The sequence below is a fragment of the Peribacillus sp. FSL R5-0717 genome, from assembly GCF_038002945.1.
In the GTDB taxonomy this organism is placed as follows: Bacteria; Bacillota; Bacilli; order Bacillales; family DSM-1321; genus Peribacillus; species Peribacillus frigoritolerans.
Genome location: NZ_JBBOOF010000001.1, coordinates 3,838,288 through 3,851,533 on the forward strand (window position 1 = coordinate 3,838,288; position 13,246 = coordinate 3,851,533).

Sequence of the window (13,246 nt, forward strand, 5' to 3'; positions counted from 1 at the left end):
CATTCCTGTATGATATTACTATATTCAGGATTATGATAATTAAAGTGAAGCTCAGATTTAAAGGTAATGAAAATTCCATTTTGATAATGGATTGAAAAGACCGGAACAAATTATTCGGAGGGGTTAACTTGATAATAATTGAAAAAGAACGAATTGGACAAATTCCCGTCTTGCACTTAGGGAAACAAACCACTTTCAATCAGGAATTGCCGCTTATTATTTTTATACATGGTTTTCAAAGTGCAAAAGAACATAATCTGCATTATGCTTATTTATTGGCTGAAAAGGGGTTTCGTGTGCTTCTACCCGATGTGATTCATCATGGGGAAAGGGAAGCAGGTTTAAGTGATTCTCAAATGATGCCCCGTTTTTGGGAAATGGTTTTACAAACAATCCAGGATTTATCTTTGCTGAAGGATGATTTATTATCCCGAAAATTGATTGATCCCGACAGAATTGGCGTGGCAGGTACTTCAATGGGGGGAATAGTTACTAATGGGGCTCTGGCTGCATATGAATGGATTTCCGCCGGAGTCAGTTTAATGGGGAACCCATCATATGTCGCGTATGCAGAGCTCCAAATGGAGGAGATTAAGAAAAGGAAAGTTGATATCCCAGTTACTGATGAGGAAGTTGCGAAGGTGATTCAACAACTCAAGCCATTTGATTTGAGTCTAAATCAGGATAAGCTTTGCGACCGACCGCTTCTTTTTTGGCATGGTGCCAAAGATCCGGTTGTACCTTATCAGCATGCATACCGTTTTTATGAGGGGGTCAAAGCAGGGTATGGCAAGGCAGATGAAAAAATTGATTTTATCCTTGACCCTAAGGCTGGGCATAAGGTCAGCAGAGAAGGAGTGCTTAAGACAGCGGACTGGTTCGCGAAACATTTACTGTCTGCTGTGCAAAATGCTTAAGTACTCACTCGAAATCTGTTATGATGCTTATACGGACATAATGATGAAAGCGACAAACTAGAGATTTCCATAAAAGGAGTGATTGAAGTGGATCAAGATACAAAAGACATTATTCTTGGAGCTTTGGAGCAGGTCATTGACCCTGAGCTTGGTATAGATATCGTTAATTTAGGCTTGGTATATGATGTGGATATGGATGAGGAAGGTCTGACCACCGTTACGATGACATTGACAGCAATGGGCTGTCCGATGGCTGGGACGATCGTCGATCAAGTTAAATTGGTTCTGGAAGATATCCCAGAGGTCAAGGAAACGGACGTGAAGATAGTCTGGAGTCCGCCATGGACGAAAGACAAAATGTCCAGATATGCTAAAATTGCATTAGGTATAAAATAATAACTCTGTAATAGAAATGAAAAGCCAGTCAAAAAAAGTGAACCCATTCAAGGAGCCACTTTTTATGGTCTGGTTTTTTTCTAATACTTTCGGCTAGGAGTGGTTAATTGAACAGTCAAATTAAAGATTCATTGGACAGGCCACTAAGGGATTTAAGGATTTCAGTCATAGATCGCTGTAACTTTCGCTGCCAGTATTGCATGCCTGCTGAAATTTTTCACGAGAATTTTCAGTTCCTGCCTAAAAGTGAGCTATTATCTTATGAGGAAATTGTAAGGCTATCTAAAATCTTCGCAGGCTTAGGGGTAAAAAAACTAAGGTTGACTGGCGGGGAACCATTACTCCGAAGAGATCTTACCACTCTGATTTCAAATCTCGTTAAAATTGAAGGTATTGAAGATATTGGACTGACCACGAATGGGGTCTTCTTGAAAAAACATGCCTTAAATTTGAAGGAAGCTGGTTTGCAGAGGGTGAATATCAGCTTGGACAGCCTCGATGACGATCTTTTCAAGAAGATGAACGGCAGGAATATCGGCATAAAGCCCGTAATTGAAGGCATCGCTGCTGCTAAAGAAGCAGGGCTTGGCGTTAAAGTGAATATGGTAGTCAAAAAAGAAACCAATGAATCTCAAATCCTGCCGATGGCCCGATTTTGTAAAGATGAGGGCCTTCAATTACGCTATATAGAATTCATGGATGTCGGACATACAAATGGCTGGCAGTTAAAGAATGTCATTACGAAAAAAGAACTGCTTGCAATGCTCCAAACCGAATTCGATCTCGAACCAGTTGAAGAAGATTATTTTGGAGAGGTCGCAAAACGCTTCCGCTATAAGGGCACTACTGCAGAAGTAGGCTTCATTACCTCGGTTTCCGAGTCTTTTTGTTCAAGTTGTACACGTGCACGTCTTTCTGCTAATGGAAGTTTATATACATGCCTGTTTAATGGAAAGGGACATGACTTGAAGTCATTGCTCCGTTCCGACATGACCGATGAAGAATTGACAGGTTTCATCATTTCACTTTGGAACCGTAGGGACGACCGCTATTCGGATGAACGTGCAGCGGGAACGGTGAAGAAACAGGAAAAAATCGAAATGTCATTCATTGGCGGATAATCCGTCCGAATGAAAAATTAAGGGATGGCAGCTATGCCATCCCTTTTTGTATAGTTGTCAGGACCTGATGCCGGTCTATGGCGAAATCCATGTTTATACTTTTTTTATGCATTTTTATTTAGGATACAGGTAATGAAAATGATTCAATGGTCCTAGGGATGGATTAGTCTGAAATAAATTCCATTCATTATTAAGATCATTAAGGCTTTATGTATTGCTGCTTTTTATGGGAAAGGATTCAATCGATTGTACAGATTTCTATTGGACAGTTTTCACAGTCGATTTCCTGTTTCAAATAGTCAAAGTCAAGAATAGTAATGCGGCCCTTTTTAATGGAGATGACATTGTTTTTCCTTAATTGAGCGAGCATTCTATTGACTACTTCGCGGGATGTGCCGCAAAAATTCGCGAGTTCTTGGTTTGTAAAGGGAAGATTGATAATTTTGCCGTCTTCCGCTTCAGTGCCATAGCTATTTGATAAACGGATGAGGGTGGAGTAAAATGCACCTTTCTTACCGTGCAGGAGCATATCGCGGAATTTAGCCTGATTTTTACGGTTTTGAGCGGATAACCATGTCATCATCTCGACTGCGAGATGGCTATCGGAGGCGATTTTTTCTTCTAATGCTTCTTTGGAAATAACCGCGACAGTACCATCTTCCATCATTTTTGCATTCATCATATATTTAGGATTTTGAGAAAATAAGACTGTCTCCCCAACCAAATCATTCTCCGAACTAATGCGTATAGTTAATTCCCGACCGTCGGGAACAACCTTACTCACTTCTACTTTCCCATTTATAATGTAATACAAATCACTTGCTGGGGTGCTCTCATGAAAAAGGTAGCGCCCTTTTTCCATATGTTTAATTTGTTGTTTATTATCTAAAATTGCTTGCATCCGATTGGATAACGATAATTCATTCATGCATATGACCACCTTTCAGAAACCGTCATTACTAAATTACTACCTTTGATTTAAACGGAAAAAACCCTAGTAGTCAACAGCTTTGGATAATTCTAGTAGTTTTGTTGGATAATATTTCATTTAAAATTTATGTTTATAATTTTATAAAAATACATTTGATTTTATTTTTATTCAGTCTTATAATAATAGAATCAAAGATTGACAGGGACCTGAAATTATAGGAGATGGTTTTATGAACGTATCAATAGTAGGTGCAACGGGTTATGGAGGAATGGAACTAATAAGGTTTTTGAATAATCACCCGCAATTTAAAATAAAATCATTGCATACTTCATCCCAATTTGGTCGAAGTTTATATGAAGAAAATGCACATTTAATGCATATGAAAGATACATTAGAAGAAATCGACCCAGAAGCGATTGCAAAAAAATCCGATATTGTATTTCTTGCAACTCCTTCGGGCGTTTCATCGCAATTGATTTCGGAATTTTCTGACCTGGACATTAAAGTGATCGACCTATCAGGAGACCTTAGGCTTCAAACTCCAGGTGAATACGAAAACTGGTATAAAAAGCCGGCAGCGCCTCAGCATATTATTGAAAAAGCCGTATACGGATTGGCTGAATGGAATGCCGGAGCTATAAAAAAAGCGACGATCATTGCAAATCCTGGGTGCTACCCAACCGCATCACTATTAGGTCTTGCCCCTTTATTCACTGAAGGATTGGCCGGTGCGGATGCCGATGTGATCATCGATGCAAAATCCGGGGTTTCAGGGGCGGGTAAATCACCTTCCGCAGTCACCCATTTTAGTGAAATGAATGAGAACTTTAAGATATATAAGGTGAATCAACATCAACACATACCGGAAATCGAGCAACAGCTTGGGCGATGGTCATCAGGTTTACAGCCCATTTCCTTCAATACCCATCTTGTTCCAATGACAAGAGGGATTATGGCAACGATGTATATAAAGGTAAATCGGGAAACCTCAAATGTTGAATTAAAGGATTTGTACGAAACGGTTTACGACAACCACCCATTTGTCCGGGTACAGCCCCTTGATCGCTTTCCATCCACGAAACAAGTATACGGATCGAACTTTTGCGACATTGGCGTCGATTATGATGAAAGAACAGGTAAGGTAACGGTGGTTTCGGTTATTGATAATTTAGTGAAGGGTGCCGCAGGGCAGGCCATTCAAAATGCAAATATATTAATGGGACTAGAAGAAACGGCAGGACTATGGAACAGTCCGTTATATCCGTAAACTATGGAGGGAACCAATGAATACACTACAGCCAGTTGAAGAAATCAAACAAATTCAAGAAGGAAACATTTTAATGCCCCAAGGGTTCAAAGCGTCAGGTGTCCATGCAGGATTACGCTATTCTAAAAAGGATGTTGGCATCATTTTTACCGATGTCCCAGCATCAGCCGCGGCCGTTTATACACAAAATGTCGTTCAAGCCGCTCCAATCAATGTAACGAAAGACAGTATTGCCGTTAATGGAAAACTTCACGGCATTGTAGTGAATAGTGCTTGTGCGAATGCTTGTACAGGTGAACAAGGTTTAAAAGATGCAAATGAAATGAGGAAGCTTGCGGCTCAAAAGTTCGGTTTGGAGGACCATTCATTTGCAGTGGCTTCAACGGGAGTCATAGGGGAATTCATGGAAATGGAGAAAGTAAGAAACGGCATAGAGGCATTGCAGCCAGAAAATACACCTGAAGCTGCTGAAGCTTTCGGTACCGCCATTTTAACAACGGATATTGTAACGAAGAGTTGTGGTTATGAAACAATCATCGACGGTAAAACCGTGAAAATGGGCGGTGCTGCCAAGGGCTCGGGAATGATTCATCCGAACATGGCCACAATGCTAGGTTTCATTACGACGGATGCCGTCATTGAACCGCATGATTTACAGCAAGCATTATCCTCGATTACCAATGATACATTCAATCAAATCACGGTTGATGGCGACTGTTCAACGAACGACATGGTGTTAGTGCTCGCGAATGGAGAAGCGAACAATGAACCTTTGACACCTGACCATCCAGAATGGTCCATCTTCCTGGAATTATTAAAACAAACTTCCGAAAACCTCGCCAAACAAATTGCGAAAGACGGAGAAGGTGCGACTAAACTGATAGAAGTGAATGTTCATGGCATGCATACGAAACAAGATTCACAGATGATGGCGAAGACGATCGTCGGTTCAAATCTGGTGAAAACGGCAGCTTTTGGAGCGGATGCAAACTGGGGACGAATCATAGCTGCAATGGGAAGAAGCGGAGTGGGATTCAATCCGGATCAAACAACAATCGTTTTTGGTGATATCGTCGTACTTAAAGACGGTGAGCCGATTATGTTTTCTGAGGAAGAAGCCAAAGCATACTTGGAAAATGAAAGTATCATCATTCGTGTTTATTTGAAAGATGGTAATGAATCAGGCACGGCATGGGGCTGCGATTTAACCTATGATTATGTGAAAATAAACGGAAGCTATCGTTCGTAAGAGGTGAAAGTATGAACATATTAGTCATAAAGTGCGGCGGCAGCATCATCAATGAGTTATCCGAGTCGTTTTTCAATAGTATTAAAGAGTTACAAAACCGCGGTTACCATATTGTCTTTGTGCATGGGGGCGGCCCTGATATAAATTCAATGCTTGAAAAATTTGAAATTGAACCAGTATTTGAAGATGGGTTAAGAAAAACGACCACAGAAGTGCTGGAAATTGTGGAACTTATGCTGGCAGGAAAATCGAACCGCAGCCTCGTTCATAAATTGGAAGCCCATGGCATCAAGGCAGTCGGTTTAAATGGCTCGGACGGCGGAATTCTCACAGGTGAATATATCGATGAACAGAAACTTGGGGCTGTTGGTGAAATACAACAAGTCAATACGGAATTAATCGGACTTTTATTCGAAAAAGGCTATTGTCCGGTATTGACGCCCATCTCATCTACCGAAGAGGGCAATAAACTAAATGTGAATGCCGATATGGCTGCCGGGTCTGTAGCTAAGGCACTATCGGCTGACATGTGTTTATTTGTGACCGATGTTCAAGGGGTCTTGAAGAATGGGCAGATCATTGAGAAATTGAATGAAACGGAAACTAAGAATTTGATCATGGATGGAAGTATCCATGGCGGAATGATCCCGAAAGTCAATACAGCCTTGTCGGTGCTGAATAAAGGGATTGAAGAAGTGATGATCGTTAGTGGGAAAGATCATTTTTATCAAGGCGGACAATTCATCGGTACAAAATTTCTTCAGGAAGAAGGGGTATTTCAATGAGTTCTTTATTTCCTACATACGCTAGGTGGGACATTGAGCCAAGTAAAGCGTCAGGATTGAAGATTACGAGTGAAACAGGTAAAGAGTATCTGGATTTCACATCCGGAATCGGGGTTTTGAATCTGGGACATTGTCATGAGTTGGTAAAAATGGCCGTGACGGAACAACTTAATAAATATTGGCATGTATCGAACATGTTTCAAAGTTCCATACAGGAACGGACAGCAAAAATGCTGGCTGATGCCTCTGGTTTAAGTCAGGTGTTCTTTGCCAACAGCGGTGCCGAGGCGAATGAGGCAGCCATCAAACTAGCACGTAAAGCTACCGGGAAAAGCAAGATTGTCACGTGTCAGCAGTCTTTCCATGGCCGTACGTTTGCAACGATGGCTGCAACGGGACAGGAAAAAATCAAGACTGGTTTCGGACCGATGCTAGCTTCGTTCGAATATGTTCCATTTAATGATCATGATGCCATGAAAGCAGCCATCGATGAAAATACGGCAGCTGTAATGATTGAAATCGTTCAAGGAGAAGGCGGCATCCATGTTGTACAGCAATCATATCTGGACGCGATTCAAACTAAATGCAAAGAACACGGAGCTCTCCTTATCATAGATGAAATTCAGACTGGGATAGGACGTACAGGAAAGCCATTTGCATTCCAGCATTTCAATATCCTGCCGGACATCATCACTTCGGCAAAGGGATTGGGAAATGGCCTGCCAATCGGGGCGATGATTGGGAAGGAAGAGTTGTCTGTATTCTTTGACCCTGGAAGTCATGGATCCACTTTTGGAGGGAATCCAGTTAGTGTCTCGGCAGCCGAAGCTGTATTAAAGGAAATTTTTCAATCAGGGTTTTTAAAAGAAACCGTTAAAAAGGCGGAATACCTTGAGAGCGAATTGGCAAAAGCATTGAATGGCATCGAAGAAGTGAAAGAGATTCGCGGTCTGGGAATGATGGTCGGAATTGAATGTAAACAAGATGTTCAGGTGTTTTTAATGGAATTACAAAAAGAGGGCTTACTTGTATTGAGTGCAGGTCCTAAAGTACTTCGTTTACTTCCATCCCTGACTGTTTCCGAATTGGAGATCGATACGGCGATAAACAAAATTAAAAAAGTATTGGCAATAAAACAAACTGTCTAAATTCATTGAATTTTTATAGAATAAAATGAATAATTATGCTATTGTATATATAAATATACATCATCTAAAGAGGTGAAGATCATGAAAAGCTATCTACATTTAGAGAATGGTTCCGTCTTTGAAGGGGAACTGCTGACTACATCGACTGAAAAAACAATCACTGGAGAGATTGTCTTTTTTACAGGAATGACCGGATATCAAGAAGTGTTGACAGATCCTTCATATAAGGACCAGATTGTCATCTTCACATACCCACTAATCGGAAATTACGGAATCAATGAACATGATTTTGAAAGTAAAAAGCCGCATGTTGCCGGTGTGATTGTATATGAAGGAAATATGAGCCATTCCCATTATCAGGCTAAATATTCAATTGGTGAATATTTAGACAAGTGGAACATTCCTCTTTTAAGCCATGTGGACACAAGAGCGGTCGTTAAAAATATAAGAAAGGAAGGTTCCATGCAGGCAGTCATCACAGCTGATGAAAAATACACTGTCGTACCCAGCCTGAATGGTTTATCAGCCCATGTAGCTGAGGTATCCACAAAGGTTGTCGAGAAATTTGGTGAAGGCGGCAAGCACGTTGTGATGATGGATTTCGGCTATAAAAAATCAATCTTGGATTCATTGGTCGCTCAAGGCTGCCGAGTCTCTGTCGTACCATTCGATACGGAATTCGAGCAAATCAAGGACTTGAAGCCAGATGGTATTTTGCTTTCAAATGGGCCTGGGGATCCAAAACAGCTTGAATACCTTTTAGGAAACATAAAAAAGATCATTACAAGTTTTCCAACGATGGGCATCTGCCTCGGTCATCAATTAACGGCCCTTGCGTTAGGTGGAAATACAAAAAAAATGCTGTTTGGACATCGTGGTGCGAATCAGCCCGTGGTCGATTTGAAAACGAAACAGGTGTATATGAGTTCGCAGAATCATAGTTATGAGGTTGATGAACCGAGCTTGCAAGGAACATCGCTTCAAGTGAGATTCAGAAACGTGAATGATAACACGGTTGAGGGACTCATGCATGAAGACTTGCCAATCTTCACTACCCAGTACCACCCTGAGGCAAATCCAGGACCTATCGAGAGTTCATTACTATTCAAAGACTTTTTACAAATGATAAATGATTATAGCGGGAGAGAAAAAGCTTATGCCTAAGGACGACACGATACAGACCATTTTAGTGATTGGTTCGGGGCCGATTGTCATCGGGCAGGCCGCCGAATTCGATTATGCAGGTACACAGGCCTGCCTCGCTTTAAAGGAAGAAGGATATAAAGTCATACTGGTCAACAACAATCCGGCAACAATCATGACTGATGATATGAATGCGGATGCTGTTTATTTCGAACCTTTAACGGTTGATGTACTGGAAAAAATCATTTCCAAAGAAAAGCCGGATGGCCTGCTAGCTACATTAGGCGGTCAAACAGGATTGAACCTAGCTTATCAGTTGGATGATGCTGGAATACTTGAAAAATATAAGGTCAAATTATTGGGAACTCCGATCGACTCCATCAAAAAAGGGGAGGATCGTGAGCTGTTCCGTGAGTTGATGTTTGAAATAGGTGAACCCGTTCCCGACAGTACGATTGTCCATACTCTTGAAGAAGCGCTGGCTTTTGCCGACAAAATCGGTTTCCCCATCATCGTTCGTCCCGCTTATACACTCGGCGGAACTGGCGGCGGTATTGCCGATTCACCGGAAACCTTTAAGGAGCTTGTACGGGGCGGACTGCAAGAAAGCCCAATTACACAATGCTTGATTGAAAGAAGCATAGCTGGTTTTAAGGAAGTCGAATATGAGGTTATGCGAGATGGCAACAATACGTGCATCACTATCTGTAATATGGAAAATATCGATCCGGTAGGGATCCATACAGGTGATTCGATCGTCGTGGCACCATCACAGACTTTATCGGACGATGAGTTTCAGATGCTGCGTGCCGCATCCATTAAAATCATCTCTGCTTTAGGGATCATAGGGGGATGTAACATTCAATTTGCACTTGATCCGAATAGCAAGCAATATTATTTAATAGAAGTGAACCCGCGCGTCAGCCGTTCATCGGCACTAGCCTCAAAAGCAACAGGTTATCCCATAGCCCGCATAGCGGCAAAGCTCGCTGTCGGCTACGATTTATCGGAGCTCATCAATCCTGTAACGAAAAGCACATATTCAAGCTTCGAACCTGCGCTTGACTATGTAGCGGTGAAGTTCCCGAGGTGGCCATTCGATAAATTCACGACCGCCGACCGCAAATTGGGAACACAGATGAAGGCAACTGGTGAAGTCATGGCTTTACACCGCAGCTTTGAGGGGGGAGTCCAAAAGGCCGTCGATTCTTTGGAATTGAAAACGATTGGGCTGCAGCTATCATCACTGAAAAATAAAACCGTTCCTGAACTTTGGGGAAAGCTTGCCGAAAAATCGGATGAACGAATCTTTGTCATTTTTGAAATGCTCAGAAAAGGCGTGACGATTGAAGAAATTCATGAAGCGACAGCCATAGATTATTTCTTCCTTAAATCCTTTGCTTCATTGATCCAAAGCGAAATGGAGATTGAAGCTAAAGCAATCGATCATGTAACAAGGGAAGAACTTCAGTCATACAAGGAAAAGGGCTTTTCAGACCGCTATCTTGCTTCCGTATGGAAAGTAAATGAGATGGAAGTGAGAGCACACAGGAAATCACTAAGTGTGACGGCGGTCTACAAAACGGTTGATACATGTGCAGCCGAGTTCGAATCACATACAAACTATCACTATTCAACATATTTTGGTGAGAACGAACAGCAAAAAACGGATAAAAAGAAAGTCTTGATGATTGGCAGCGGCCCGATTCGCATCGGGCAGGGAATAGAGTTTGATTACTGTTCAGTTCACGGTGTTTATGCACTCCAGGATGAAAATGTTGAAACGATCATGATCAATAATAATCCGGAAACGGTAAGCACGGATTTTGCGACAGCAGATCGCCTTTATTTCGAACCGTTGACCCTTGAATATGTTCTTAATGTGATAGAAGCGGAAGACATAAAAGATGTTATCGTCCAATTTGGCGGGCAGACTGCGATAAACCTTGCTAAAGGCCTGGAAGAATACGGTGTCAATTTGTTGGGGACATCCTTCGATACACTTGATCAATTAGAAGATCGTGATCGTTTTTATCAGCTTCTTCAAAAACTGGATATCCCCCATGTACCAGGTTCAATGGCTAATGGAGAAGAAGAATTAATTTCCCGGGCAGAGGCCATCGGCTTTCCGGTACTCTTACGCCCATCCTATGTAATTGGCGGCCAGGGAATGGAAATCATCGGCTCCAAAGAAAGCTTGTTGAATAGAATGGCTAATGGAACGGCACTAGTCTATCCCGTGTTGATCGATTCCTATATTCCAGGGAAGGAAGCCGAAATCGATTTGATTGCTGATGGAAATGATGTTTATATTCCCATCATTGCCGAACATATAGAAAAAGCAGGCGTCCATTCAGGAGATAGCATGGCCTTATTGCCAGCTCAATCCTTAACGGATGATATTAAAGATAAAATGACTCTTTATGCTGAAAAACTAGTTAGTGAACTTGGTTATAAAGGTCTTATGAACATCCAATTCGTGATCGAAGGAAATAGTGTATACGTATTGGAAGTGAATCCTCGTGCAAGTCGAACAATTCCAATCATCAGTAAAGTGACCGATGTAGCTTTGGTGCAAATAGCGACAAAAATATTGCTTGGGAAATATTCATTGTCGAATGCTTTCGAAAAAACGGGCTTAATGGATGAAATTCCATATGCAGTTGTCAAATATCCCGTATTCTCTACTTTTGCACTAAGCGGACTTGATTCGAAGGTAGGTCCGGAAATGAAATCAACAGGTGAAGGAATCGCCATCGGGGAAACGGTAAATGAAGCGTTGACAAAAGTGTTCCATGCTCAAAAAGCTAATCATACCACAGGCGTTTATCAATCAGAATCAGTTCAATTAAGTGAAGACCTGTTAGTGCAAATCAAAGAAGCTGGTTTGACATTGGGGAATTCAGATTTTGATGAATGGTTAAATGAAGGAAATGCGGCGGTCGTTTTGGCATATGGAACAACGGAGGAAGATAAGCAGCTAAGGTTACTTGCAGCGAAATACCGACTGCTTGCTTTTACGGAAGAAGAGACGTTCAAGGCCTATCTGCAATCGGTGGAAAATGCCGATCCAGGGGTTACCTCGCTTCAGGAATGGCTTATACCATATTCGAAAGGAGTGTCACACGTATGAGTTCAATGACGGCACCGACACAAGCGAAGATTTTAAATGGAAAAGATTTTTTGACCATGAAAGAGTCTACACCAACGGCAATTGCAGATTTGTTAAAGCTAGCGCAGACCATTAAAGGCAAATTGCAAGCAGGTGAAGAATATACGCCTTTAAAAGGGAAAACGCTGGGGATGATCTTTGAAAAATCGTCTACCCGTACCCGTGTTTCTTTTGAAGTGGGCATGATGCAACTTGGCGGGCACGCTTTGTTCCTAAGTGGCAATGACTTGCAAATTGGACGTGGTGAAACGATTTCCGATACTGCAAAAGTTCTTTCTGAATACATTGATGGCATCATGATTCGTACCTTCGAGCATGAAAAAATACTGGAATTGTCAGAAAATGCTTCTATCCCAGTCATCAATGGGTTAACAGATCTTGCACATCCTTGTCAGGTACTTGCAGACTTCTTGACGATCATCGAGATAAAAGGGCAGTTAAAAGGCTTGAAGATGAGTTATATCGGTGATGGCAATAATGTTGCGAATTCATTGATGGTAGGCTGTGCAAAAATGGGAATGGATTTTTCCATTGGGTGTCCTGACGCCTATAAACCTGATGAAAAGGTCGTCGCCTATGCTAAAAAAGTGGCAGAAGAGACTGGCAGTGAAATTTTGGTGACAACCTCAGCTTTGGAGGCCATAAAAGATGCGGATATCGTCTATTCGGATGTTTGGACTTCCATGGGGCAGGAAATCGAGAATGGTATCCGCTTAGAAGCTTTTAAAGATTATCAAATTAATGGTGAGCTAGTAAAACTTGCTAAAGAAGATTATTTATTCATGCATTGCCTGCCTGCACATCGGGAGGAAGAGGTTACGGCTGAAGTGATCGATGGTCCTAATTCCGTCGTTTTCCACCAAGCCGGAAATCGCCTTCATGCCCAAAAGGCGGTCCTGGTGGACTTAATGTCTTAACCAAAAAAGCTTACCTCAGAGAGCGGTCACTCAGTTTGTAGAAAAAAAGGTTTCGGAATGGTCTCATTCCGAAACCTTTTTGATTTTATTTGTAGCAGTTAGAGAATACTAACTACCTCGAGTTTTAATACATCTATAAACAAAAAAGACTGCAGGTAAAAGGCTCTATCCTTAATGTTAAAACAAAGTTGATTGGAGCG

General features: G+C 41.6%; 11 protein-coding genes. 10 read left to right on the forward strand and 1 reads right to left on the reverse strand.

Translation table 11 applies throughout. From position 1 onward, the window contains the following. Positions 1-128 precede the first annotated feature (128 nt). From NYE65_RS18515 to moaA, 3 genes are all read left to right on the forward strand, one after another. Entirely contained in the window at positions 129-917 is a 789-nt protein-coding gene (locus NYE65_RS18515; protein WP_340861426.1) for an alpha/beta fold hydrolase, read from the forward strand. An 87-nt stretch (positions 918-1,004) separates the two neighbouring features. Further along, positions 1,005-1,313, forward strand: coding sequence for a metal-sulfur cluster assembly factor (locus NYE65_RS18520; RefSeq protein ID WP_034314562.1), 309 nt, complete (start codon positions 1,005-1,007; stop codon positions 1,311-1,313). A 107-nt stretch (positions 1,314-1,420) separates the two neighbouring features. Continuing rightward, positions 1,421-2,434: a GTP 3',8-cyclase MoaA gene (gene moaA, locus NYE65_RS18525; protein WP_340861427.1), complete on the forward strand. Its 1,014-nt coding sequence runs from the start codon at positions 1,421-1,423 to the stop codon at positions 2,432-2,434. A gap of 238 nt (positions 2,435-2,672) precedes the next feature. Here the strand turns inward: moaA and NYE65_RS18530 are convergent, their stop codons facing one another. Further along, a complete protein-coding gene (locus NYE65_RS18530; protein ID WP_214769263.1) occupies positions 2,673-3,362 on the reverse strand; it encodes a Crp/Fnr family transcriptional regulator in 690 nt (229 codons plus the stop codon). A 232-nt stretch (positions 3,363-3,594) separates the two neighbouring features. Here NYE65_RS18530 and argC point away from each other — a divergent pair, with 232 nt between their 5' ends. From argC to argF, 7 genes are all read left to right on the forward strand, one after another. Further along, positions 3,595-4,632: an N-acetyl-gamma-glutamyl-phosphate reductase gene (gene argC / locus NYE65_RS18535; protein ID WP_328176055.1), complete on the forward strand. Its 1,038-nt coding sequence runs from the start codon at positions 3,595-3,597 to the stop codon at positions 4,630-4,632. A 16-nt stretch (positions 4,633-4,648) separates the two neighbouring features. Next, complete coding sequence (argJ, locus tag NYE65_RS18540) at positions 4,649-5,881, forward strand: bifunctional ornithine acetyltransferase/N-acetylglutamate synthase (protein ID WP_328176054.1); 1,233 nt, start codon at positions 4,649-4,651, stop codon at positions 5,879-5,881. Between the two features lie 11 nt (positions 5,882-5,892). After that, positions 5,893-6,666: an acetylglutamate kinase gene (gene argB, locus NYE65_RS18545; RefSeq protein WP_328176053.1), complete on the forward strand. Its 774-nt coding sequence runs from the start codon at positions 5,893-5,895 to the stop codon at positions 6,664-6,666. Then, complete coding sequence (locus NYE65_RS18550) at positions 6,663-7,814, forward strand: acetylornithine transaminase (RefSeq protein WP_328176052.1); 1,152 nt, start codon at positions 6,663-6,665, stop codon at positions 7,812-7,814. Before argB ends, NYE65_RS18550 begins: the two co-directional genes overlap by 4 nt. A gap of 81 nt (positions 7,815-7,895) precedes the next feature. Then, positions 7,896-8,978 (forward strand): carbamoyl phosphate synthase small subunit, encoded by a 1,083-nt coding sequence (locus NYE65_RS18555; protein ID WP_328109943.1) that lies wholly within the window; start codon positions 7,896-7,898, stop codon positions 8,976-8,978. Beyond that, entirely contained in the window at positions 8,971-12,090 is a 3,120-nt protein-coding gene (locus NYE65_RS18560; RefSeq protein WP_340861428.1) for a carbamoyl phosphate synthase large subunit, read from the forward strand. Before NYE65_RS18555 ends, NYE65_RS18560 begins: the two co-directional genes overlap by 8 nt. Beyond that, complete coding sequence (argF, locus tag NYE65_RS18565; RefSeq protein WP_340861429.1) at positions 12,087-13,046, forward strand: ornithine carbamoyltransferase; 960 nt, start codon at positions 12,087-12,089, stop codon at positions 13,044-13,046. Before NYE65_RS18560 ends, argF begins: the two co-directional genes overlap by 4 nt. Positions 13,047-13,246: the final 200 nt, after the last annotated feature.

What these genes read in the sequence shown, in the direction of transcription:
- NYE65_RS18530 (WP_214769263.1), bottom strand. Translation starts at nt 3,362, where the DNA reads ATGAATGAATTATCGTTATCCAATCGGATGCAAGCAATTTTAGATAAT.
- argC (WP_328176055.1), top strand. Translation starts at nt 3,595, where the DNA reads ATGAACGTATCAATAGTAGGTGCAACGGGTTATGGAGGAATGGAACTA.
- argJ (WP_328176054.1), top strand. Translation starts at nt 4,649, where the DNA reads ATGAATACACTACAGCCAGTTGAAGAAATCAAACAAATTCAAGAAGGA.
- argB (WP_328176053.1), top strand. Translation starts at nt 5,893, where the DNA reads ATGAACATATTAGTCATAAAGTGCGGCGGCAGCATCATCAATGAGTTA.
- NYE65_RS18550 (WP_328176052.1), top strand. Translation starts at nt 6,663, where the DNA reads ATGAGTTCTTTATTTCCTACATACGCTAGGTGGGACATTGAGCCAAGT.
- NYE65_RS18555 (WP_328109943.1), top strand. Translation starts at nt 7,896, where the DNA reads ATGAAAAGCTATCTACATTTAGAGAATGGTTCCGTCTTTGAAGGGGAA.
- NYE65_RS18560 (WP_340861428.1), top strand. Translation starts at nt 8,971, where the DNA reads ATGCCTAAGGACGACACGATACAGACCATTTTAGTGATTGGTTCGGGG.
- argF (WP_340861429.1), top strand. Translation starts at nt 12,087, where the DNA reads ATGAGTTCAATGACGGCACCGACACAAGCGAAGATTTTAAATGGAAAA.